General features: G+C 72.3%; 19 protein-coding genes. 14 read left to right on the top strand and 5 right to left on the bottom strand.

Annotated features, from left to right (window positions below):
• The first annotated feature begins 158 nt into the window (after positions 1 to 158).
• Positions 159 to 1,256 (top strand): winged helix DNA-binding domain-containing protein, encoded by a 1,098-nt coding sequence (locus tag AB0A90_RS20755; RefSeq protein ID WP_357250192.1) that lies wholly within the window; start codon positions 159 to 161, stop codon positions 1,254 to 1,256.
• 37 nt (positions 1,257 to 1,293) lie between these two features.
• Here the strand turns inward: AB0A90_RS20755 and AB0A90_RS20750 are convergent, their stop codons facing one another.
• Positions 1,294 to 2,367, bottom strand: coding sequence for a hypothetical protein (locus tag AB0A90_RS20750; protein ID WP_357250190.1), 1,074 nt, complete (start codon positions 2,365 to 2,367; stop codon positions 1,294 to 1,296).
• Positions 2,368 to 2,684: 317 nt separating this feature from the next.
• Here AB0A90_RS20750 and AB0A90_RS20745 point away from each other — a divergent pair, with 317 nt between their 5' ends.
• A complete protein-coding gene (locus tag AB0A90_RS20745; RefSeq protein WP_357250187.1) occupies positions 2,685 to 3,488 on the top strand; it encodes a cellulose binding domain-containing protein in 804 nt (267 codons plus the stop codon).
• Between the two features lie 59 nt (positions 3,489 to 3,547).
• Here the strand turns inward: AB0A90_RS20745 and AB0A90_RS20740 are convergent, their stop codons facing one another.
• Complete coding sequence (locus AB0A90_RS20740) at positions 3,548 to 4,345, bottom strand: SAM-dependent methyltransferase (protein ID WP_357250184.1); 798 nt, start codon at positions 4,343 to 4,345, stop codon at positions 3,548 to 3,550.
• 366 nt (positions 4,346 to 4,711) lie between these two features.
• Here AB0A90_RS20740 and AB0A90_RS20735 point away from each other — a divergent pair, with 366 nt between their 5' ends.
• The 12 genes from AB0A90_RS20735 (at position 4,712) to AB0A90_RS20680 (ending at position 17,880) form a co-directional block, all read left to right on the top strand.
• On the top strand, positions 4,712 to 5,566 hold the full coding sequence (locus AB0A90_RS20735; RefSeq protein ID WP_357250181.1) for a DUF1684 domain-containing protein: 855 nt from the start codon (positions 4,712 to 4,714) through the stop codon (positions 5,564 to 5,566).
• A gap of 33 nt (positions 5,567 to 5,599) precedes the next feature.
• Positions 5,600 to 6,133: a flavin reductase family protein gene (locus AB0A90_RS20730; RefSeq protein ID WP_357250178.1), complete on the top strand. Its 534-nt coding sequence runs from the start codon at positions 5,600 to 5,602 to the stop codon at positions 6,131 to 6,133.
• Positions 6,134 to 6,173: 40 nt separating this feature from the next.
• Positions 6,174 to 7,082, top strand: coding sequence for a zinc-binding dehydrogenase (locus AB0A90_RS20725; protein WP_357250175.1), 909 nt, complete (start codon positions 6,174 to 6,176; stop codon positions 7,080 to 7,082).
• Between the two features lie 395 nt (positions 7,083 to 7,477).
• Positions 7,478 to 9,121, top strand: a complete 1,644-nt coding sequence (locus AB0A90_RS20720; protein WP_357250171.1) for an ABC transporter substrate-binding protein — start codon at positions 7,478 to 7,480, stop codon at positions 9,119 to 9,121.
• 1 nt (position 9,122) lies between these two features.
• Complete coding sequence (locus AB0A90_RS20715; RefSeq protein WP_357250168.1) at positions 9,123 to 10,058, top strand: ABC transporter permease; 936 nt, start codon at positions 9,123 to 9,125, stop codon at positions 10,056 to 10,058.
• Between the two features lie 5 nt (positions 10,059 to 10,063).
• Entirely contained in the window at positions 10,064 to 10,954 is an 891-nt protein-coding gene (locus tag AB0A90_RS20710) for an ABC transporter permease (protein WP_357250165.1), read from the top strand.
• Complete coding sequence (locus AB0A90_RS20705) at positions 10,954 to 12,579, top strand: ABC transporter ATP-binding protein (protein ID WP_357250163.1); 1,626 nt, start codon at positions 10,954 to 10,956, stop codon at positions 12,577 to 12,579. The genes AB0A90_RS20710 and AB0A90_RS20705 overlap by 1 nt, the downstream gene beginning before the upstream one ends.
• A 10-nt stretch (positions 12,580 to 12,589) precedes the next feature.
• Positions 12,590 to 13,798: an LLM class flavin-dependent oxidoreductase gene (locus AB0A90_RS20700; RefSeq protein WP_357250160.1), complete on the top strand. Its 1,209-nt coding sequence runs from the start codon at positions 12,590 to 12,592 to the stop codon at positions 13,796 to 13,798.
• A 16-nt stretch (positions 13,799 to 13,814) separates the two neighbouring features.
• Positions 13,815 to 15,161 (top strand): NtaA/DmoA family FMN-dependent monooxygenase, encoded by a 1,347-nt coding sequence (locus AB0A90_RS20695; protein ID WP_357250156.1) that lies wholly within the window; start codon positions 13,815 to 13,817, stop codon positions 15,159 to 15,161.
• Positions 15,158 to 15,673 carry a GNAT family N-acetyltransferase gene (locus AB0A90_RS20690; protein WP_357250154.1) on the top strand — a complete coding sequence of 172 codons (516 nt, stop codon included), beginning with the start codon at positions 15,158 to 15,160 and terminating at the stop codon, positions 15,671 to 15,673. Before AB0A90_RS20695 ends, AB0A90_RS20690 begins: the two co-directional genes overlap by 4 nt.
• Positions 15,670 to 16,737, top strand: coding sequence for an LLM class flavin-dependent oxidoreductase (locus AB0A90_RS20685; RefSeq protein ID WP_357250151.1), 1,068 nt, complete (start codon positions 15,670 to 15,672; stop codon positions 16,735 to 16,737). The genes AB0A90_RS20690 and AB0A90_RS20685 overlap by 4 nt, the downstream gene beginning before the upstream one ends.
• A gap of 18 nt (positions 16,738 to 16,755) precedes the next feature.
• Positions 16,756 to 17,880, top strand: coding sequence for an LLM class flavin-dependent oxidoreductase (locus AB0A90_RS20680; RefSeq protein ID WP_357250149.1), 1,125 nt, complete (start codon positions 16,756 to 16,758; stop codon positions 17,878 to 17,880).
• Positions 17,881 to 17,893: 13 nt separating this feature from the next.
• Here the strand turns inward: AB0A90_RS20680 and AB0A90_RS20675 are convergent, their stop codons facing one another.
• The 3 genes from AB0A90_RS20675 to AB0A90_RS20665 are packed head-to-tail and all read right to left on the bottom strand — an operon-like array spanning position 17,894 to position 21,915.
• Positions 17,894 to 18,544, bottom strand: a complete 651-nt coding sequence (locus AB0A90_RS20675) for a response regulator transcription factor (RefSeq protein ID WP_357250146.1) — start codon at positions 18,542 to 18,544, stop codon at positions 17,894 to 17,896.
• Positions 18,541 to 19,836 carry a histidine kinase gene (locus tag AB0A90_RS20670; RefSeq protein ID WP_357250143.1) on the bottom strand — a complete coding sequence of 432 codons (1,296 nt, stop codon included), beginning with the start codon at positions 19,834 to 19,836 and terminating at the stop codon, positions 18,541 to 18,543. Before AB0A90_RS20670 ends, AB0A90_RS20675 begins: the two co-directional genes overlap by 4 nt.
• A 42-nt stretch (positions 19,837 to 19,878) precedes the next feature.
• Positions 19,879 to 21,915 carry a serine hydrolase domain-containing protein gene (locus tag AB0A90_RS20665; protein ID WP_357250140.1) on the bottom strand — a complete coding sequence of 679 codons (2,037 nt, stop codon included), beginning with the start codon at positions 21,913 to 21,915 and terminating at the stop codon, positions 19,879 to 19,881.
• Positions 21,916 to 22,102 lie beyond the last annotated feature (187 nt).

The following is a 22,102-nucleotide window of genomic DNA, read 5'->3' as shown; positions in this document are numbered from 1 at the left end:
CCGTGACCAGGCCTGGCCCCCCACCGTGACGAGGCCTGGCCCGCTTCCCACCGGTACCGCCGGACGGGGCGCATTCGCGTCCTGCCCGGAGCGGGTGATCCGCCCTCGCCCGAAACTGTCACCCTCGGTCGGACAATGAGGTCGACCGAAGGGACCCGATGACCGTTCTCGACACCCGGGCGCTCAACCGCGCGACGCTCGCCCGGCAGTTGCTGCTCGACCGCAGCGACCTGCCGGCGCTCGACGCCGTCGCCCACCTCGGTGGCCTCCAGGCGCAGGAGCCGCAGGAGCCGTTCGTCGGGCTGTGGTCGCGGCTGCGCGCGTTCGACCCGACGGTTCTCTCCACCCTGCTGATCGAGCGACACGTGGTGCGTACCCACCTCATGCGTCGCACCGTCCACCTGGTCGTCGCCGACGACGCCGTGGCCTGGCGTCCCCGGCACGACGCCATGCTGCGCCAGCGCGTGCTCGGGGTCTACCGTGCCGAGCTCGACGGGGTGGACCTCGACGAACTCGCCGCTGCCGCCCGGGCGTTGGTGGCCGACGGCGAGCCCCGCTCGATGCCCGAGATCGGGCGTGCGCTCGGCGAGCGCTGGCCGACGGCGGGGATGCGGGCACTGGGTGAGATGGCGATCGCGCTGCTCCCGATGACACAACTGCCGCCGCGCGGGGTGTGGCGGTCGAAGGCGGGCGCGCGCCACGTCCTGCTCTCCGCGTGGCTCGGCCGGGAGATCGCGCCGCCGGCGGCGGAGGGCACCGATCCGGTCGGCCAACTGCTCGTACGCCGCTATCTGGCCGCGTTCGGCCCGGCGGCCACGGCCGACCTGCGGGCCTGGTGCGGCCTCGCCGGGCTGCCGGCGACGGTTGCCGCGATGCGGGACGAGCTGGTGACCTTCCGCGACGACCGTGGCCGCAAGCTGATCGACCTTCCCGACGCGCCGCGCCCCGACCCGGAGACACCCGCCCCGGTACGGTTCCTGCCGGCGTTCGACAACGCGATCCTCGGCTACGACGACCGCAGCCGGATCATCGACGACGCCCACCGTGGCCTCTCGGTAGCCGGCGAACGGGTGGTGCTCGTCGACGGACGGGTCGCGGCGACCTGGACCGTCGATTCGGGCACGGTGACCGTCAGTCCACTACGCGGCCTTTCCCGAGCGGATCGGGTCGCGGTGACCGAGCAGGGACAGGCGCTGGCGTCCTTCCTCTCCGACGACGGGAGCGACCGGGTGCGGGTCGGTTCGTCTCCCCGGTGACGGGCCAGGACGGCCCGACCCCGGGGAGACGAGAAGATCAGTCGACGGTCGGTGGCACCGTCCTCGCCGCCTCGGCGAGGGCCGCCGCCGCGCCGGCGTACGGGTTGTAGCTGTAGGTGCGAGCCTGGCCAGCCGGCACCGTGAAGTACGCGGCCGACAGTTTCGCCGGGTCGCTGGCGATCTCGCCACGCGCGGGGGCGTCGTTGCCGTCGTCCCAGCCCCAGGGCGCGTTTGCCGAGTTGTTCGAACAGCTCCAGGTGCCGACGCCGCAGTCGCCGGACGTGTCACCGGCGAACGTGCCCAGGCTGGCGAACAGGCTCGCGTTGGACCGCTGCGCCCACAGGCCGCCGGCGGCGAAGATGTCGATCAGCCGATAGCGCACGTCGCGGTCGTTGCTGCTGCTCGGCGTCTCGGCGACGGTCGACGGGTAGTAGACCAGGCCGTCGCCGTTGATGTCGTACTGCGGGTGCGCCTTGAGTCCGTGGCCCTGCGCCTCCTGCGCCGTCACCGGGTGCTGGAACGTGTCGTGCGGCGACGCCTGGAACCGCAGGGTGCCGTCGATGCTCTCCCCGCCGTTGGTCCAGGTGCTGCCGGTCGGCGTGTAGGAGAAGAAGTCATTGTGCGCGACCGTGACGGCCGAGCGGAGAACGCCGTACGTGGAACCGTCGCGCTCGATCGCGAACAGCGCGCCCTCACCGTCGTTCTCGTGCTCGGTCTCGAAGAACGGATGGTCGGTCCAGTCGCGGGGGTGGAAGAAGAAGTACGTGATGTACCAGTGGGTGCTCGTCTCCACGACGGAGTAGTACACGTGCGCGGCAAGTGCGGTGCCGGCCTGGCCAGCCCGGTCCCAGTTGTTGCGTCCGGCCAGGTCGCCGTCGAAGTCGACAGAGGTCAGGTAGTCCGACTGGCCACTCAGGGCGTGGCTGCCGGTGGCATCGACGTCCTGGTAGTGGATGGGCGCCCAGCGGAGGGCCAACTCGGCTCGGCTGACGGCGGCGACGGCGGGGGTCGGTGCGGCCAGCGCGGCAGCGGCCAGCGCTGCCGCAGCGCCTGCCGCGATCAGTGCCCGCACCACCCGGGGTCGCCGGGTTGTGCTGCTTGCGTCGAGCATGGTGTGCTCCCGTGTCCGAAGGAATAGACCGCAATGGATCATTCGGGGTTCGGGCACCCGGCGGGTGTCCCTACGGCGACGAGAAAGCGGACGATGCTCGACGAGATCGGGATCGGGTTGTATCGATGCTCGCCGGCTGCCATGCTGGGGTTCGGTCGTGCTCGGGAGCCGGCGCGCACCGCATCTTCTCCGGCCCGCAGGGCGCACGAGGTGGCTGGGTCACCCGTGCCGGGCAGCCCTCGTCGGCGGTCGGACACCCGAGCGCGGCACCGGCCACCACCTCGGTCCTCGGTGCCTGCTAGACCACGGAGGCACCGATGCTTCGCACGTTCCTCGCCGTCACGACCATGGCGCTGGCCGCCTGGGCCGGGACCGCCGTCGCGGAGGCGGCACCAGAACCGACACCGTCGGCCACGTCGGCACCCACGGCGGCGCCCACGCCCACTCCGATAGCCACGCCCACGCCCACTGCGGCACCCACGCCCACGCCGATACCCACTCCCACGTTCGCCTGCCCGCCGGCCCTGCCGATCGGCGCCGGCGTCACCGCTGTCACCACCACGAGCGTGACCATCTCGTACTCGATCTTCTTCCGCCCGCCCTGCGGCTACGACCCGCCGCTGACCCTCAGCCTCTTCGCCAGCCGCGAGGACGCCCAGCAGTGGAGGGCGCCGGTGGCGACGGCCGTCTCCGGGCCGGAGCGGACCGGCGCGGTGACAGTCGACGGGCTGACGCCCAACACCGAGTACTGGTACCGGTTCACCGCCCCCGACGGCAAGCGGGATCCGTTCATCTTCGGGTCGGCCCGGACCGCGGCGCTGACCTCGTGCCGTGCGACGGCCTCGATCGACGCCCGGTGGGGCAGCGGTTTCGTCGTCACGGCCACCGTGCCGAACATCGGAAGCCAGCCGCTGGACCGGTGGCGCGTCTCCTGGCGGTGGTCCGGAGACGAGCGGGTCGAGAACGTCTGGGGTGGGGTGCTGGAGACAGTCGGCGTCGACCAGACGGTCCGCAACGCCACGTACAACGGGACGCTGGCGCCGGGTGGTGTGGCGAGGTTCGGCCTGCTCGTGTCGACAAGCGCCGTGCCCGACGGGTTGACGCTGACGTGTAACGGGTGAGCGACGTCCGTCCCGCTGTCGCGGTCACCACGGCGGCGGCGGGACGGACGTCAGGTCGGTCAGGGCTTGCGTGCCACCGCGCCGTAGGCGTCGATCCCGACCGCGTCGGGATCTTCCGGTCGCCAGAGGGGGATCGGCACCAGGCCCGGCTCCACCATCGTCAGCCCGCCGAAGCAACTCGCGAGATCTTCCGGGCTGCGCAGGATGTACGGGACCCCGCCGCTCTGCGCCAACCGCTCCGCGCCGGAGACCACCGCCGGGCTGGTGTTCGTGCCGTCCCAGAGCACCAGGTGCGAGCCGGAGGGCATCGCGTCCATCGTCCGCCCGACGATGGAACGCGCCACGTCCAGGTCCGGCTCGTAGCCGAGCACACCCATGTACATGACGGCGATGGGCTTGTCGAAGTCGAGCGTCCGCGCCGCCTCGGCGAGGATCGCCTCCGGGTCGTGGTAGTCGGCCGGGACGTAGGTGGTGACACCCTCCGAGGTCGTGCTGGCCAGCAGTGCCCGAGCGTGCACCAGCACCATCGGGTCGTTGTCGACGTAGACGATCCGCGACTCGGGCGCGACGCTCTGCGCGACCGCGTGCGTGTTCTGCATGGTGGGTAGGCCGGTGCCGATGTCCAGGAACTGCCGGATGCCCGCCTCGGCCGCGAGGTGACGCACGGTCCGCACCAGGAACACGCGCGACTGCTGCGCCATGAGGACGATCTCCGGGTAGACCTCGGCGACCGCGTCGCCGGCCGCCCGGTCGGACTGGAAGTTGTCCTTGCCGCCCATCCAGTAGTTCCAGATCCGAGCGGCGTGCGGCACGTCGGGCTGAAGTTTCGCGGCGAGTTCGGCATCCGGACCGGCCATGCCAGGCTCCTATCGAGGGGTCGTCGGCGGGAGATCACCACTGCGGTGCGCAGCGGGATCGTACTCCGCTGCCGTCCACTGTCGACGCTGGACGCGGTGGGCGACGGTGCCCCACTCGATCCGGGGTCTTGAATTCCTACTTCATTGGTAGGAAACTCGATGGCATGCCGCTGCTTCGGTTGTTCACCTCCCGCCGGGTCGTCGACCTGATGCGGGTCGCCGCGCAGCTCTGTCCCGGCGCGCCCATCCCGGCCTGACCGGCTGCCCAGCCCTCGCCGGCCCCTTTTCTCGTCCGCGGCGCACTGTCGCGCCCGGCACCCGCATCCCGCCCGCGTGGCGGTGCATCTCGTCGAGGAGGACCTTGCCATGAGCAACGACGGCGGATCAGCGACGACCTTGGACCCCCGGCTCGACTTCGAGGCGGCCTGGCGGGAGTGGCATCGACTCCACGAGGAGGCTCGGGCCGACCCCCACGGCTTCCTCGCCGTCACCGATCTGCACTGGCTGACTCCGGGGCCGCAGCGGTTCCCCGACGTGCCGGGGGAGTGGCACACCGGCGACGAGGGACCCGTGGTGGCTCTCGGTCCGGGCGAGCGACTCGTCGTCGACGGCCGCCAGGTTCAGGATCGGCATGAGTTCGGGCCGATCGCCGAGCGTGGCGGCATCACCGTGGGCATCGAGGGTGGGGTGCTGGAGGTGGCCCGCCGGGGTGGGCGCGACATCCTCCGTCCCCGGCGCCCGGATCACCCCCTCCGTGTCGCCTACCGGGGCACCGCCACCTATCCGCCCGATCACCGGTGGGTCCTGAGCGGGCGCTTCGTACCCTTTGACAGCCCTCGGCCCACCACTGTCGGAGCGGCAGTGGAGGGGCTCACGCACGTCTACGACGCCCCCGGTCAGATCGAGTTCGCCGTCGACGGGGTGCCGCTGCGCCTGACCGCGTTCAACGGCGCCGCCCCCGGGAGCCTGTCGGTGCTGTTCACCGACGCCACCTCCGGCGTCACGACCTATCCGGCCAACCGGTCCCTGGCCGTCGCCGCACCCAGCGAGCAGGGTCTGGTGACGCTGGACTTCAACCGGGCCACCAACCTGCCGTGCGCGTACACCGACTTCGCGACCTGCCCGCTGCCCCCGGCGGAGAACCGGCTGCCGATCGCGGTCGAGGCCGGCGAGAAGACCCCGTACGAGCGGCTGGCCGTCGATTCGGCCGACCGTTCGTAGCCCCTGCGCACCCACCCCTGCGGGAGGATCGTCATGACCCAGTCCACCGACGCCCCGATCGACGCCGACAGCGACGCGCTGCGGACCTTGCTGCGTCACCAGGCCAGTACCGTCACGGTGGTCACCGCTCCCGGCTCGCCCGCGGTCGGCTTCACCGCCACGTCGTTCACCTCGGTGTCGCTGGCGCCGCCGATCGTCTCGTTCTGCCTGAACCTCGGGTCGTCGAGCTGGCCCGCGGTGGCCCGTGCCCGGCACGTGGCCGTGCACCTGCTCGCCCACCACCAGCAGCAACTGGCCCGGACCTTCGCGACGAGCGGCATCGACCGGTTCGCCGCACCCACCCGCTGGCGGACCGGTCCGGAGGAGGTGCCGATCCTGGACGACACCCTGGCCTGGTTGCTCTGCCGGGTCGTCGACCGGGTGACCGTCGGGGATCACGCCGTCGTGCTGGCCGAACCGGAGGTGCTTCGGCACACCGACGTCGGCTCGCCGTTGCTCTACCACCGGGGGCGCTACGCCGGTCTGGCCGGCGACCAGCCCGGACTGTCCCGCCGTCCCGCCGCCTGAACGGGCGCTCGCCCGCCCCAACCGTACGCAGGAGGATGCCGTGCAAGCGATCGTCGCCGCTCCGGACACCCACGCCGGGTTCCGAGTGACGGGCGTGCCCGATCCCACTCCGGGACCGGGGCAGGTTCTCGTCGAGGTACGACACGTCGGCGTCAACGCCGGCGAGATCCGTCACCTCGACGTCTGGCCGGCCGGCGCCGTGCTCGGGCATGACGCCGCGGGTCACGTGGTGCGCGGCGCCATCGACGGGTCCGGCCCCCGCGAGGGTGACCGGGTGGTCGCCTTCGGGCCGGGGGCCTGGGCCCGCCTGGCGGTGTTCGACGTGGACAGTGTGGCGGTGGTGTCCGCCGCCGTCGACCTGGCCGAACTGGCCGTGCTGCCCACCGTCGGCCTCACCGCCCTGCGCACCCTGCGGACGTCGGGCCCGCTTCTCGGCCGTCGGGTGCTGATCACGGGTGCGTCCGGGGGAGTGGGCCGGGTCGCCGTCCAACTCGCCAGGCTCGGTGGCGCGTACGTGGTCGCCGTGGTCGGCTCGCCGGCTCGCGGCGCGGGGCTGACGGACCTCGGCGCCGACGAGGTAGTGGTTGGTCTCGACGCGATCACCGACCCGGTCGACGTGGTGCTGGAGACGGTCGGTGGCGCCCATCTGGTGGCCGCCTGGGGCCTGCTGGCCCCGGGTGGGGTGCTGCACAGCATCGGCTGGGCCTCCGGCGAGCCGGCCGTCCTTCCGGTGAACTCCACCTTCACGCCGGGTGCGGCACGGACCCTGCGGTCCTTCGGCGACGCCACCGCCCCGGGGTCGGATCTCGGTCTGCTCGCGGACCTGGTGGCGCGTGGAGCTCTGCGCGCGCCGATCGGTTGGCGCGGCTCGTGGCAGCGCCTCGACGAGGCGGCCGATGCGCTGCGGGAGCGCCGGGTGGCCGGGAAGGTCCTGCTCGACCTGGACTGAGCCGAGGTGATTCCGCTGATTCTCCGATCAGGCAATCCCTGCAAACCCTATAGTCTTAGTAGGGTATACGTCAACGGATCGACGTCCACCCGTGCGATAGCCGACATCCGGCGACGGATTCGTTGACACCAACACTGCCCTGAAGGTGGACTCAACTCATGTCCAGCGAGCTGCGGCTGACGATCCGCGGCCACATCGACTTCGGTCGCGTGTGGTCGAGTTCCTGTCTGGCCTGACCCGGCACCCTCGCCCGTGACCCGGCCCGCCACACCGGCCCGCCGGGGTCTGGCGCACCGCCGCGCCACCACCGCACCGACACCGCCACCGGCCCACGCCCACGCGTCGGGTCCGTTGTCGGCACCCCGCTTCCGCCTGCCTGGACAGGAGATCTCCGCATGCCCGCGTACCGTCTGCGTACCCTGGCCGCCGCCGCGTTCGCCGCACTGCTCGCCGTCGTCGCCGGCTGCTCCACGGCCACCACCCCGGCCGCCGAGGCGGCCGGCCAGCCCCGCTCCGGCGGCACCCTCACCTGGGCCGTGGAGACCGAGCCGGTCACCCTCAACCCGCACCAGTACGCCCAGGCCAAGGCCCGCCTGCTGGTCTGGAACACCTTCGAGTCGCTGCTCACCTACGACCAGCAGGGCAAGCTCGTGCCCTGGCTGGCCACCGGCTGGACGGTCACGCCGGACGGGCTGTCCTACACCGTGACGCTGCGCGACCGGGTCACCTTCTCCGACGGCACGCCCTTCGACTCGGCGGCCGTCAAGGCCAACTTCGACAAACTCCGGGAGTCCGGGTACGCCCCGGGCGTCGCCGCCGTCCAACTGCGCAACCTCAAGGCCGTCGAGACCGTCGACCCGCGCACCGTACGGCTCGTCCTCAGTGCGCCGGACGTACTCATCCTCGACTTCCTCGCCTCCCCGCAGGGCGCGCAGGTCTCCCCGACGTCGCTGCGGCAGGCGAAGAACCTCAAGGCCGGTGGCACCGACGTGGTCGGCACCGGGCCGTTCGTGCTGGACCGCTACGTCCCCGGTCAGGAGCTGCGCTACCGGCGCAACGCCGGCTACGACTGGGCACCGCCCACCGCGACGCACACCGGCCCGGCCCACCTCGACGGGATCACCTACCGCTTCCTCAAGGAGTCGGCGGTACGCGTCGGCGCCCTCACGTCCAACCAGGTGCAGATCATCGAGGGGGTGCCGGCCACCGACCAGCCGCTGGTCACCGGCAACCGGACACTGCGCCTGAACCGCGAACTCAACTCCGGGTCCGCCTACTCCTACTACTTCAACACCTCCCACGCCCCCTTCGACGACCTGCGGGTCCGGCAGGCGTTCCGGGAGGCCGTCGACGTGAACACCGTGTTGACGTCGGTCTACCGCGACACCGTCACCCGCGCCTGGAGCGTGATCAGCCCGTCCAGCCCGCTGTACGACAAGCGCCTCGAAGGCGGCTACAGCGGCGACACCGCCAAGGCGAACACCCTGCTCGACCAGGCCGGCTGGACGGCCCGAGACGCCGACGGCTACCGGGTGAAGGCCGGCAAACGGCTCACCGTACGGCTCGTGCAGTCCGCACCCTTCGTCCGGGACCGCCGTGACGTCCTGGCCCAGGCCGTCCAGGCCGCCGTCAAGCAGAGCGCCGGCATCGACCTCAAGGTGTCGCTTGTCGACCAGGGCACCGCCACGGACTCGTTCCAGCGCAACGAGTACGAGGTCTTCGACAACTCGCGGGCCGACACCGACGCCGGCGCCGCACTCAACCTGCTGCTGCACTCGAAGGGCGGCATCAACCGCACCCAGGTCAACGACCCGCGCATCGACCAACTCCTGGAGACCGGTCAGGCCACCGCCGACCCGACGAAGCGCGCCGGCATCTACGCCGACGTGCAGCAGCAGGTCGTCGCCGAGCAGGCCCTGGCGCTGCCGCTGTACGCCCCGGCCGACCAGATCGCCGCCAGCACCGGCGTCGGCGGGGTGCGCTTCGAGCCCACCGCCGGGGTTCCCGCCAGCGCCTACGACCTGTGGATCGGCAAGTGACATGAGCCGCCCACCCGTACGTGCCGTGGCCCGCCGACTCGGTGCCGGCCTGATCGTGCTCTGGGTCGCGGCCACCGCCGCCTACCTGGCGCTGCTGGCCGCCCCCGGCGACACCGTGGACAACATCGTCGGCGACGGCGCCGACACCCCACAGATCCGCGCCCAGATCATCACCGAGTGGGGCCTGCAGCGCCCGGCCGTCGTGCAGTACCTCGACTACCTCCGGCGGCTCGGCGGCGGCGACCTCGGTCGCTCGTACCTGTTGCAGCGCCCCGTCGCCGAGGTGATCGGTGAACAACTCGCCCCCACCCTCGCCCTCGCGGTCGCCGCCGCCGGGCTCGGGGTGTTGCTGGCACTGCTCGTCGCGGTGGCCACGGCCGGGGACCGGCGGCCGTGGTTGCGTCGGGCCAGTTCCGGCACCGAGTTGCTGCTGGTCTCCACCCCGTCGTTCCTGATCGGGCTCGTGCTGCTCAGTGTGCTGTCGTTCCGGTTCGGGTTCTTCCCGGTCTCCGGCGACCAGGGGATCGCCGCGTTGGTGCTACCCGCCGTCACCCTCGCGCTGCCCATCGCCGGGCTGCTCGCTCAGGTGCTTCGCGACGGGCTCGACCGTGCCCTGGACCAGCCGTTCGTGCTCACCGCCCGATCACGGGGCGTCCGGGAACGAACGGTGCTGGTCCGCCACGCCCTGCGCCACGCCCTGCTGGCGGCCGTCAGCCTGGCCGGCTGGATTTTCGGCATTGTGATCGGCGGCACCGTCATCGTCGAACAGGTCTTCGGTCGGCCCGGCCTCGGCCAGGTCATCCTCACGGCGGTCTCCAACCGGGACATGCCGATGGTGCTGGCCGTGGTCACCCTCTCCGCAGCCGGCTACGTCGCAGTCAACACCACTGCCGACCTGGCGTACCTGCTGATCGACCCGCGTCTGCGAAGGAGCTGACCCCGATGACCGTCACCCTGGGCCCCCCGCTCACCGACGCTCCCGCACGGACTCTCGCCGAACCTGCCGAACCGGCCGCACGCCGACGGTCCCGGCCGCGACCCGGCCTGCTCGTCGCCGGGGCCTACCTGCTGCTGCTGGTCGTCGCCGCGGCCGGGCCGGCGGTGCTCGCCCCCGGCGACCCGCTCGCGGCCGACCCGTTGGCCGTGCTCTCCCCGCCGAACGCGGCGCACTGGCTCGGCACCGACCACCTCGGCCGTGACGTCTGGACCCGGGTGGTGCACGGCGCCGGGCACTCCCTCACCATCGGGGTGGCCGCCACCGCGATCGCGGTGACCGGCGGCGTGCTGCTCGGCCTGCTCGCCGGCCTCGCGCACCGGGTCGCCGACGAGGCGCTCAGCCGTACGCTCGACGCGCTGTCGGCATTTCCCATGCTGCTGCTGGCCCTGCTGTTCATCGCCATCGCCGGCCCCGGCACCGCCAGCCTGATCGTCGCCATCGGCATCGCCACCCTGCCGCACTACGCCCGCGTGGTCCGTGGTCAGACGCTTGTCGTCCGCCGCGCAGGCTTCGTCGAGCAGGCCGTCACCTTCGGCCAGTCCCGGTCCCGGCTGGTGCTGCGGCACGTGCTGCCCAACGTGGTCGGTCCGGTGCCGGTGCTCGCCGTGATCGGGCTCGGTGAGGCGATCCTGGCCGCCGCCGGGCTCAGCTTCCTCGGCATGGGTCCACAGCCGCCGTCGCCGGAGTGGGGCGCGATGCTCTCCGAGGGCCGCAACTACCTCCAGGTGGCCTGGTGGATCACCATCCTGCCCGGCCTGGCGGTCACCGCAACCGTGGTGTCGCTGACCGTCGTCGGCCGGCACTGGCAGGCACGCTTCGACGGGCGGCGGCGCTGATGGCCCCCCTGGTCACGGTCGAGGACCTGCACGTCGACTTCGACACCCCGACCGGCCCGGTGGCCGCGGTGCGGGGGATCAGCTTCACCGTCGAGCACGGCGAGTGTGTGGCAGTCGTCGGGGAGTCCGGCTCCGGCAAGAGCGTCACCGCTCGTACCCTGGTCGGGCTCGCCGGGCCGGGCGCGCGCGTCCGCGCCGCTCGGCTCGAACTGGCCGACCAGGACGTGCGGGGCCATCGACCGCGGGACTGGCGGCGGGTCCGTGGCCGGCTCGCCGGGCTGGTCCTGCAGGACGCGCTGGTCTCCCTCGACCCACTGCGGACAGTGGGTGCCGAGATCGGCGAGGTGCTCGCCACCCACGAGATCGTCGGCCGCCGGGAACGGGCCGGCCGGGTCACCCATCTGCTCGACGAGGTGCACCTTCCGGAGCCGGAGCGCCGCGCCCGGCAGTACCCGCACCAGCTCTCCGGAGGGCTGCGCCAGCGGGCACTGATCGCCTCGGCGATCGCTGGGGAACCAGCCCTGCTGATCGCCGACGAGCCGACCACCGCGCTGGACGTCACCGTGCAGGCGCAGATCCTGCGGCTGCTCGCCGAGCGACGCGCCGCCGGGGTGAGCCTGCTGCTGATCAGCCACGATCTTGCGGTCGTCGCCCAGATCGCGGACCGGGTCCTGGTGCTGCGCGACGGTCGGATCGTCGAGCAGGGTCCCACCGGCACGCTGCTGCGGGCACCCACGCATCCGTACACCCGGCAGTTGCTGGACGCGGTGCCCTCGGCGACGTCGCGGGGACGCCGGCTCGGGGTGCCCCGGTCCGGGGACGCACGGGCTGCCCTGCCCGCCCGGCGCGAGGTCCGCGCCGACGACACCGTGCTCGACGCGGCTGGGCTGACCAAGACGTACGGCGAGCAGACGGTCGTGCGGGACGTCTCCTTCACCATCGCCCGGGGCGAGACCCTCGGCCTGGTGGGGGAGTCCGGCTCCGGCAAGAGCACCGTCGCTCGGATCGTCGCCGGTCTGCTCGACGCCGACGCGGGCGCCGTCACGTTCGAGGGCACCGCGTGGGCCGGCGTACGGGAGCGGACCCGCCGCCCACTGCGGCGCCGGTTGCAGCTGATCTCCCAGGACCCGCTGAGTTCCTTCGACCCCCGCTACACCGTCGGGCGGGTCGTCGCGGAGAACCTCGGCAACGACGTCAGCCGCGCGGACCGGCGCGACCGCGTCGTCGACCTGCTGCGCCGGGTCGGTCTCGGCGCGGACCTGGTCGACAGGCATCCCCGGCAACTCTCCGGCGGCCAACGGCAGCGGGTCGCCATCGCCCGCGCGATCGCTCCCCGACCCAGCTTGATCGTCTGCGACGAGCCGGTCTCCGCCCTCGACGTCTCCGTGCAGGCCCAGGTCCTCGACCTGCTAGCGGACCTGCGGGCCACCGACGGCACCGCCCTGCTGTTCATCTCCCACGACCTGGGTGTGGTGCACCACCTCAGCGACCGGGTGCTGGTCATGCACGACGGCGCGGTGGTCGAGCAGGGCCCGGTCGGCGACGTCTTCAGCTACCCCCGACACGACTACACCCGGTCCCTGCTGGACGCGCTGCCCACGCTGGTCACCGCCGGCCGACCGTAGGAGGAACACCATGACCGACCAGAGCCTGCACCTGGCCGTGGCGCTCGACGGTCTCGGCTGGCACCCCGCCGCATGGCGGCTCTCGCGCGCCGACGCGACCGCGCCGCTGACCGCCCGCTACTGGAACGCCCTCGCCGGCGAGGCCGAACACGGCGCACTGGACCTGCTCACCATCGAGGACAGCCTCGACCTCCAGACGTCCCGGCCGGACGGCCCCGACGAGCGCACCGACCAGCTCCGGGGACGGCTCGACGCGGTGCAGATCGCCGCCCGGCTCGCCCCGCTGACCCGGCACATCGGGCTGATCCCGACCACCAGCACCACCCACACCGAGCCGTTCCACCTCTCCACGGCGATAGCCACGCTCGACCACGTCAGCGGCGGGCGGGCCGGTTGGCGGCCCCGCGTCTCCGCCCGCAGGGCCGAGGCCGGGCACTTCGGCCGTCGCGACGTCCCGCCGCTGGACCCGGCCCGGCTCGACGAACCGGAGGCGCTCCGGTTCGTCGACGACCTCCTCGCCGAGGCCGGCGACGCGGTGGAGGTGGTCCGCCGGCTCTGGGACAGCTGGCAGGACGACGCCGTGATCCGGGATGTGCCGACCGGCCGTTTCGTCGACCGGGAGCGGCTGCACTACATCGATTTCACCGGCCGGTGGTTCTCGGTCCGGGGTCCCTCCATCGTGCCCCGCTCACCGCAGGGGCAACCGGTCGTCGCCGCGCTGGCCCACTCGGCGGTGACGTACGCGTTCGCCGCCCGCCACGCCGACGTCGTCTTCGTCACCCCGACCGATGCCGGGCACGCCGAGGCGATCGTGGCGGAGGTACGGGCGGCCGAGGCGACCGTCGGCCGGACCGACGGGCGACTGCGCGTCCTCGCCGACGTGGTCGTCCTGCTCGACGAGTCGTCGACATCGGCCCGACGCCGCAGCGCCCGTCTCGACGAGCTGAACGGCGAGACGTTCACCTCCGACGCGGCCATTTTCGCCGGCACCCCGGGGCAGTTGGCCGAACTGCTCGCCGAGTGGCACCGCGCCGGCGTGGACGGTTTCCGGCTGCGACCGGCCGTGCTTCCCGACGACCTGACCGCGATCACCCGGGCGGTGGTGCCCGCGCTGCGGGATCGCGGTCTGTTCCGCGTCGACTATCCGGCCGGGACGCTGCGTGACCTGCTCGGCCTGCCCCGACCGGCCAGCCGGTACGCCTCCACGGCGACCGCCTGAGCACTGGAGACCCGTCATGCCCAAGCAGATCATCCTGGCCGCGCACTTTCCCGGCGTGAACAACACCACCGTGTGGAGCGACCCGGCGTCCGGCAGCCAGATCGACTTCTCCTCCTTCGTCCACCTGGCCCGTACCGCGGAACGGGGCAAGTTCGACTTCCTCTTCCTCGCCGAGGGGCTGCGCCTGCGCGAGCAGCGGGGCCGCATCCACGACCTGGACGTCGTCGGTCGTCCGGACACCCTGACCGTGCTCGCCGCCCTCGCGGCGGTCACCACGCACCTGGGTCTCGCCGGCACGCTCAACGCCACCTTCCGCGAGCCGTACGAGCTGGCCCGGCAGTTGGCCAGCCTCGACCACCTCTCCGGCGGGCGAGCGGCCTGGAACGTCGTCACCACCTCCGACGCGTTCACCGGGGAGAACTTCCGCCGGGGCGGCTACCTGGACCGCTCGCTGCGTTACGAGCGGGCCGCCGAGTTCGTGCGTACGGCGCGCGAGTTGTGGGAGTCGTGGCCGGCGGACGCGATCGTGGGCGACCGCGACGCCGGCCGGTACCTCACCGAGGCCGCCCCCGGCGGGTTCGCCCACCACGGCGACCAGTTCGACATCGCGGGGCACTTCACGGTGCCCCGCAGCCCGCAGGTGCACCCGGTGATCCTGCAGGCCGGCGACTCTCCGGACGGGCGCGAGTTCGCGGCGTCCAGCGCCGACGCGATCTTCTCCCGACACGGCACCCTGGAGGACGGCCAGGACTTCTACCGGGACGTGAAGTCCCGGCTGGCCCGGTACGACCGCCAACCCGACGACCTGCTTGTCATCCCCGGTGTCACCTTCGTGCTCGGCGACACCGACGCCGAGGCGCAGGAACGCGCCCACCACATCCGCCGCCAGCAGGTCAGCCCGCAGACCGCCATCCTGTTGTTGGAACAACTGTGGAACCGGGACCTGTCCGGGTACGACCCGGAGGGTCCACTGCCCGCCGAGGACCCGGACGTCTCCGGTGACGCGATCAGCCGGGGTCGCGCCGGCATGTATCCCGATCCGGTCGACACCGCGCGGCGGTGGCGGGCGCTGGCTGAGGAGAAAGGGCTCGGCATCCGCGATCTGATCATCGAGGTGACCGGGCGGCAGTCCTTCGTCGGCACCGCGCGGCAGGTCGCCGAGCGGATGAACTACTTCGTGCAGTCGGATGCCGCCGACGGCTTCATCCTGGTGCCGCACCTGACCCCCGGCGGGCTCGACGAGTTCGTCGACCAGGTCGTGCCGCTGTTGCAGGAGCGCGGCGTCTTCCGCGGCGAGTACACCGGCACCACCCTGCGCGACCACCTCGGCCTCGGCCCCGCCCGCCCGGTCGGTGCGGTGTGACCCCGCCGGCCCTCGTGTGTCAGCGACGGTGGAACGATCCGGACGCCGTCGCGCTGCGCGCGGCCATGACGGCGGAGATGCGCCAGCGGTACGCGGACCGCCTCGCCGACCCGATCCATCTGCCGGACGCGCAGGTGATCGCCCCGACCTCGGTCGCCTGGACCGGTGTGGCCTACACCGCCGACGCCACAGCGGTCGGGCACGCCGCGCTGCGCTGGCGCGGCGCCGACCTGGAGCTCAAACGGATGTACGTGCTGCCCGCCCATCGGGGGCGCGGCGTCGCTCAGGCACTTCTCGACGCGCTCCGGGAGGCCGCCGGTCGGCTCGGCGCGGCGCGGATCGTGCTCCAGACCGGTGACCGCCAACCCGACGCGGTACGCCGCTACGAGGTGGCCGGCTACCGGCCGATCCCGGTGTTCGCCCCGTACGACGTGTTGCCGTACTCCCGCTGCTTCGCCCTGGTGCTGCGCCCGACCCTGACCCTGCCCACGAAAGTGACGGTCCCGGCGTGAAGTTCCTGCTGATAACGCTCATCACCCACCTGCCCGACCCGGTCACCGGCCAGCGCAGGAGCACCACCGACCGGTTCCGGGACGTGGTCGACACGGCAGTCCTCGCCGAGGAACTCGGCTTCGACGGGTACGGCGTCGGTGAACGCCACGAGCGCCCGTTCATCTCGTCGTCGCCGCCCGTGGTGCTGAGCCACATCGCGGCCCGCACCTCCACCATCCGTCTGTTCACCGCGGTCACCACGCTCAGCCTGCTCGACCCGGTCCGCGCCTACGAGGACTACGCCACCCTGGACCACCTCAGCAACGGCCGACTCGAACTGATCATCGGCAAGGGAAACGGCGCGGCGCAGGCGCAACTGTTCCACGTCACCGCCGAGGACCAGTGGGACCGCAACCGGGAGGGCTACGAGCTGTTCCGCCGGCTCTGGCGAGAGGACAAGGTCACCTGGTCCGGGACGTACCGGCCGTCGCTCACCGACGCCGAGACCTGGCCGCGCCCTCTGCAACAGCCCATCCGGATCTGGCACGGCAGCGCCACCAGCAGGGACTCGGTCGACCTCGCCGCCCGCTACGGCGACCCGATCTTCTCCGCCAACGTCACCAACCCCATCGAGCCGTACGCCGAGCTCATCCGCCACTACCGGGAACGGTGGGTCCACTACGGACACGACCCGGCCGACGCGCTCGTCGGTGCCGGCACCGCGGGCTTCTACGTGGCCCGCACCTCGCAGGAGGCCATCGAGCGGTACCGGCCGATCTTCGACGCCCGGCTGGCCGCGTTTCAGCGACTCGGCGTGCCACCCGTCTTCGCCACCCTGGAGGACGCGATCGACCGCAGCTCGATGCTGGTCGGCAGCCCGCAGCAGCTCGTCGACAAGGTGCTGCGCTACCACGAGCAGTTCGGCCACGAGGTCATCCACCTCCAGGCCGACCACGACGGGCTGACCGACAAGCAGCACCGGGAGAGCCTGGAACTCTTCCAGGCCGAGGTGGCCCCGGTGCTGCGCCGGGAGATCCCCAGCCGCCCCTTCGCACCGCCGGCGACCGCCGCCGCGGCGGCCTGACCAGAAACGGGGACCACCATGCCGTCCACGCCACTGTCAATCCTCGACCTCTCCCCGGTGCCCGCCGGCGGCACTGTCACCGACGCCCTCCGCAACACCGTCGACCTGGCCCGCCGCGCCGAGCAGTCCGGTTACCACAGGTACTGGCTTGCCGAACACCACCTCGCCGCAGGTGTCGCCAGCTCCGCGCCGGCCGTGCTGATCGGGCAGGTCGCCGCCGCCACCAGCGTGCTCCGCGTCGGCTCCGGTGCCGTCCAGGTCGGGCACCGGACCGCCCTGTCGGTGGTCGAGGAGTTCGGCACCCTCGCCGCCCTGTACCCCGGCCGCATCGACCTCGGGCTGGGCCGCTCCGGTCAGCGGCGCATCGAGGCCGCCCGGGAGAGCGCCGCGCCCGCACCGCCGCCGGTGGCGGCCCGGCTGGTCGACGGGCTGCTCATTCCGCCACCGTTCTCCTACGCCAGCGTGCTCGCCTCACCACGCTTCGCTCTGAGCACCGCCCTGCTGCACCAGCCGGGCGCACAGCCGCCACCCTTCGCGGAGCAGGTGGCCGACGTGCTGGCCCTGCTGCGCGGCGACTACCGCGACGCGGACGGGCTGGACGCGCACGCCGTACCGGGGGAGGGCAGCGACCTTCAGGTGTGGCTGCTGGGCAGCAGCGGCGGGGAGAGCGCCCAGCTCGCGGGTGCGCTGGGCCTGCCCTTCGCCGCCAACTACCACGTCAGCCCCTCGTCGATCCTCGACGCGGTCGCCGCCTACCGGGCCGCGTTCCAACCCTCTGCCACGCTCGCCGAGCCGTACGTGGTGGTCTCCGCCGACGTGGTCGTGGCCGAGACCGACGACGCGGCCCGCCGGCTGGCCGCACCGTACGGGCCGTGGGTGCGCAGCATCCGCAGCGGCGAGGGCGCGATGCCGTTCCCGAGCCCGGAGCAGGCCGCCGCGCTGCCGTGGACCGACGACGACCGCGATCTCGTCGCCGACCGGGTGGACACCCAGTTCGTCGGATCACCCCAGGGGGTCGCCGAGCGGCTGCGGACCCTGCGGGACGTCACCGCCGCCGACGAGCTGCTCGTCACCACGATCACCCACGCCCACGCCGACCGGGTCAGCTCCTACGAGCTGCTCGCCAAGGAATGGATCAACTGAAGCGGCGTGCCTCTCAGTGACGGACCACACCGTTCTGGTAGGCCCACACGACCGTCTGCAACCGGTCCCGTGCGCCGATCTTGCCCATGGCACGCCCGAGGTGCGACTTCACCGTGCTGGTCTCGATGAAGAGCCGGTCGGCGATCTCGACATTGGACAGCCCCTGCGCGAGCAACTCCACGATCTCGGTCTCCCGTGCGGTCAGCTGGTGGGCCGCCGCGGCGTCCGAGCGGGGCGCGGGGGTACGCCTGGCGAACTCCGAGATCACCCGGCGGGTGACGGCCTGGTCGACGAGGCCGTACCCGTCGGCGAGGCGACGGACCGCCTCGATCAGGTCCTCCGGCTCGCAGTCCTTGAGGATGAACCCGCTGGCGCCGGCCTCCAGCGCGCCGAAGACGTACTCGTCGAGGTCGAAGGTCGTCACCACCAGCACCGCCGGTGGCGTTGCCGTGGCGACGATCTCTCGGGTCGCGGTGAGCCCGTCGCCGTGCGGCATCCGGACGTCCATGCAGATCACGTCCGGTTGCAGCCGACGGGCCAGCTCGACGGCGGCCGTACCGCTGGACGCCTCCGCCACGACCTCGATGTCCCCGGCCTCCTCGAGGATGACGCGGAAGCCGGCGCGGACGACCGCCTGGTCGTCGACGAGCATCACTCTGATCATGCCGGGGCCTCTCCCTTGGGCTGCGACGCGACGGGATCGTTCGTGGGTAGCGTCGCGGTGACCGACCAACCACCGGCCGCGGTCGCGCCGGCCGCGAACGTCGCTCCGATCAGCTGCGCGCGCTCGCGCATCCCGACCAGGCCGACACCGCCGGTCCGCGCCGCCGGCACGGCACGCCGGGCGGCGGGTTCGTTCACCACCTCCAGGGACACCGAGCGGGGCAGGAAGCGGAGCACCACCCGCGCCGCCGCGCCCGGGGCGTGCTGACGGGCGTTGCTGAGCGACTCCTGCGCGATCCGGTAGAGCGCGACGTCGGCGATCGGCGCCACCTCGCGTTGCTGCCCCTCGCGGACGAGCTCTACCGGACCGGCGAGGGTGCCGACGGTGCGGACCAGGTCATCGAGCATGCCCAGGCCCGGCACCGGTGCGCCACCGTCGCCACCCTCGTGCCCCGGGCGTCCGCGCAGCACACCGACGACCAGTCGCAGGTTGTCCAGGGTCTCCTTGCCCTGGCTCCGGATCCAGGCCACCCCGGCCTTCGCGGCGGCCGGGTCCCGGTCGATCAACCGCTCGACCGCCGCCGCCTGGACGACCATGCCGGAGAGGTGGTGCGCCGCCACGTCGTGCAACTCCCGGGCCATCCGGGCGCGTTCCGCGCCGATCGCCCCCTGGATCTTCGTGTGCTGTTCCCGGATCGTCTCCTCCGCTCGCAGTTGGACCAGCTCGACGTAGCGGCGGGACGTGGCCACGTACCTGCCGACGAAGGCCGCGCTGAGGTAGGTCAGAGCGCTCGCGGAGACGTACGCGACGGCCGTCAGGAGATTGGGGGTCACCACGACGGCCGCCCCGACCGACTCCACCACCACGGCCGCGCCGACGGCCAGCAGCGCGTGCCGGGACGGCAGCACCGACCCGATGGTGTACGCCACGACGAACGGAGCGACACCCCGGACGGTCGCCTCGGGCAGGGAGGCGCCGATGACCGGCAGTTGAAGGCCGACGACGAGCGCGAGGCAGAGCAGTGGGCGGACCCGACGCAGGCACAGCAGCATCGCCTGGACGCAGCACAGGGCGATGAGCAGCCACGCCCGCGCCGGGTCGAAGGACACCCCGTCCTCCGGTGCCACGAACCACACGAGCACTGTCAGCAGGACGAACGTCGTTACGGTCAGCGCCACCGCGAGCAGGCAGTCCCGGGGGAACACCCCCGTCACGCCGAGTCGGGTGAGTCGTCCGTCGAGCCATCTCGTCAGGCGCGGTGAGCCGGGTTCGGTGTCGGTGTGGTCCGTCATGCGGTGCGCATCCTTGCTCCGGATCGTCCCGGGTCGGGCGGGTCAGTAGGAGATGCTAGGTGCGAGCAGCCGGAACTCCACGGCGAACCAGCCCGCACCGGCGAGGGCGAGCAGGAGCAGGGCGCTGCCGGCGATCCTCCGCCAGCCGACGTGGCGTCGGACGTCGTCGACCAGCCGGACGGCGGCGGGCAGCACACCGAGCAGGCCGACCAGTTGCAGCACCTGCACGACGCGCAGCACCCCACCGGGGACGTCCCGCAGGCTCATGATGCTGCTGAGGGCCAGCACCCAACCGGCGAAGGCGAGGAGCGTGCCGGCGACGGCGACGCGGCTCAGGATCCGCGCGGTGCGCCCGGTCCGCTCGCGTGGGGTGCGGCCGAGCCGGCGGCGGACGTACGCGCCGATCGGCCAGGACAGGACGGTGAGCAGCAGCACGACTGTCGACCCGACGAGCACGGGGAGGGCCAGTGCGGAGCCGCGTGCGGGCTCGACCGGCAGCAGCGCGAACGCGGAGTCGAAACTGATCGCCTCGACCCGGTCGTCGGTCGCCCGCATGGCAAGCGTGCGCTGTCCGCCGACCTCACGCCAGACCCAGGGCGCGACCTCCTCGTAGAGGGCCGGCGAGTCGGACAGTGGACCCGGCTCGAACAGCAGTCGGCCGCCGTCGGCGACACTGACCGTGGTACGTCCGACCAGGCCGATCGTCGTCAGGAAGTTGCTGCGTATCGCTCGCGAGGACTCGTACGTGCCGGCTGCCAGCGCGGCGTGCCTGGCCACGGTCGCCGAATCGACGCCGGCGGTCGGCTGTCCGTCGCGGGCCGGGAAGTAGCGGTCGGCGAATCCGTTCACGACCGACTGACGAAGGTCGTGGCTGGCGAGGGCGCCGGAGCCGTTGCTGTTGAGCGAGACGAAGATGCCCGCGCGGTCGTCGGGGTAGATCTGCAGGTGGGTGTGGAAGTACGTGGTGTCGCCGCCATGGCCGAGGATCCGGTGGCCGTTGCGGCTCTCGTCGAAGAAGCCGAGCGTCATCCGGGGTCCGTCGGCAAGTGTGCCGAGCGACGTCGCGTCGAGCGCGGGCCGCTGCATCAGTTCGCGGGTCGGCTTGTCGAGCAGGGGTCCGAAACCGACAGGCTCGCCGAGTTGGGCGAGCATGAACCGCGCCATGTCGGTCGCCGGGGCGCTCAACGCGCCGGCCGGGGGAGTGCCGACGATCTCGAAGGGTCCGGCGGGTGCGGCGGAGGTGTCGTACCCCTTGGACATCCGGTCGCGCAGTGCCGCCGGAAGGGGCTGTTCGAAGCTCGACGACGGCATGCCCGCCCGGTCCAGGATGTTGCGCTGGACGTACTCCTCGAAGCGTGTCCCACTGACGCGTTGGACGATGTAGCCCGCGAGCGAGTTGCCGTAGTTCGAGTACGCCGGGACGGTCCCCGGCTCGTAGATCTGGTCCGGCGGGTCGGTCACCAGGGCCTTACGCAGATCGACGTCGCCACCCTCGGTGCCGATGAGACCGGCGATGCGCTCCTCGAAACCGGCGGTGTGCGTCAGCAGGTGCCGCAGGGTGACGGCCCGCTCGTAGTGGCGCGGCAGGTCGAGGTCGAGGTACGTCTCGACGTCGGCGTCGAGGTCGAGTTTGCCGCTCTGCACGAGTTGCAGGACGGCGGTGGCGGTGGCGAGTTTCGACACCGAACCCATCCGGAAGAGATGCCGGTCCGGGTCGACCGGCACGGCCCCGGTGCCACCGTTCCCGGTGTCGGCGTGGCCGTACCCCCGGGTGGTGATGATCTTGCCGTCGTCCACGACGGCAACGGTGGCCCCGGCGATGCCGGTGCGGTCGAGGGCCGCCGGCAGCAGACCGTCGAGCCAGGCGTTGGCGTCGGTGTCGGTCAGGGTGGAGGCCGCCCCGCTCGCGGCAGCCGGTGCCGCCGGAGCGTCGACGGGTGGCGCGGGAGCGCTCTGCCCCGCGCCACAGCCCGCGGCGCTCACGGCGATGACGACAGCGGTCGCCACCACCGCGCCGAGGCGGACGAGCGGCCGTGCGATTCGGGCCGAGCGGGACGGGGAAGAGAAGAGAGAACGCATCGTCGGTTACTGCCTTTCCAGGCGAACGGGGTTCCGGAACAGGTCCGTACGGCGTCACCCGACGCCCTGGGACAAGCCTGTTCGAGCGACCGCACCCCGCCATCTGGCGCAGGACGGCAATGCGCTTACGACCTGAGGAGGAGGGGCATGTGCACCGACGGTGGGAAGCGGAGCGTCCGCCGCCGCC

Source organism: Micromonospora sp. NPDC049204, assembly GCF_040647935.1.
In the GTDB taxonomy this organism is placed as follows: Bacteria; Actinomycetota; Actinomycetes; order Mycobacteriales; family Micromonosporaceae; genus Micromonospora.
Note: the sequence above shows the minus strand (reverse complement) of the source record. Positions and strands in the feature narration are given on the sequence as shown.